1 protein-coding gene is annotated in these 1,277 nt (G+C 61.0%); it reads right to left on the reverse strand.

Translation table 11 applies throughout. The features are described 5' to 3' along the window. Positions 1-117 precede the first annotated feature (117 nt). Positions 118-1,200, reverse strand: coding sequence for an IS5 family transposase (locus ACEK02_RS18455; protein ID WP_371423027.1), 1,083 nt, complete (start codon positions 1,198-1,200; stop codon positions 118-120). Positions 1,201-1,277: the final 77 nt, after the last annotated feature.

Raw genomic sequence — 1,277 nt, forward strand, 5'->3', positions numbered from 1 at the left:
CCTAGCAGTCCGCTGAAAAAGCTCAAAATCAGACTATTTTTCTATCCAATCGACGGGCTGGATGGTGGTGTAGTTTGCTGATCGGCGTCGCGCGCAGTCGCCTTTACGGCGACGGAGTTATGCGGCGAGCAGTTTCGGAATGCGGATCAAGTTGTAGGCGATCAGGTTGAGCATGAAGTCGGCGGCGACGGCGCCGAGACCGCGATGTTTGGTCTTGCGCATTGTACCGTGTTGCTTGCCCCATCCGAAGATGCACTCGATCATCGCGCGGCGTGTCTGCGACATGCCATAGCCCTCGTGGCGGGTGGTTCGCTCATCGATGGCGCTGCGGCGGTTGCGGCCGCTCTTGCCGATGGCATTGTTCTGCGTCACATGCGGCGTGACCTCGATGGCGCGCAGATTGGCGACATGATCGGCGGTGTCATAGGCCTTGTCCGCGCCAACGGTGATGCGACGGCCGGCCTGTTTGGCCTTGGCCTTGAGCATTTTCTCCGCAGCGTGGCGCTCGGCGGTGCCGCTGGCATGCGTCACCATGCCGGCGACCGCCAGGCCATTGCGGTTCTCCATGGTGGCATGGCCCATATAACAGAGCCTGGCCTCGCGGCCGGCGGCCTTGCGATAGAGCCGGCTGTCGGGATCGCTGGTGGAGGCATGGGTGTCGTTCTTGCGGGTCTGGCCATGGAAGTTGCTGCCGTCGTCGCCGTCACTGCCGTCCTTGGGGCGGAAGCTCTTGTGGGAAGCCCAGGCTTCGATCAGCGTTCCGTCCACCGAGAAATGCTCGTCCGACAACAGCGCCTTCACCTCGGCGTGGTTCAGCAGCCTGGTCATGAACTTCGTGAACACGTCGCCGTTCTGCAATCGCTCACGGTTCTTCGTGAAGGTGGTCGGGTTCCAGACCCGGTCGTCCGGCGACAGCCCCACGAACCAGCGATACAACAGGTTGTAGTCAAGTTGCTCCATCAATTGGCGTTCCGAGCGGATGCCATAGAACACCTGCAGCAGCAACGCGCTGAGCAATTGCTCCGGCGGGATCGAGGGACGCCCTTCCTTCGCGTAGAGGCTGGAAAAGCTGCGGCTCATCTCGCCCAGCACATCACGGACTAGCGCCCGGATTTTCCTTAGCGGATGGTCCTGCGGCACCCGCGCATCCGGCGAGATATATGAAAACAGCCCGCCTTGATCCTCGAATGTCCCGCGCATGCCGACCTCCACCGATTCACCATCAAATTGAATCAGTAAATCAGCGCCGCCGCGAGGGGTTTTTCAGCAGACTGCTA

It is taken from the genome of Tardiphaga sp. (genome assembly GCF_041424195.1).
GTDB lineage: Bacteria > Pseudomonadota > Alphaproteobacteria > Rhizobiales > Xanthobacteraceae > Tardiphaga.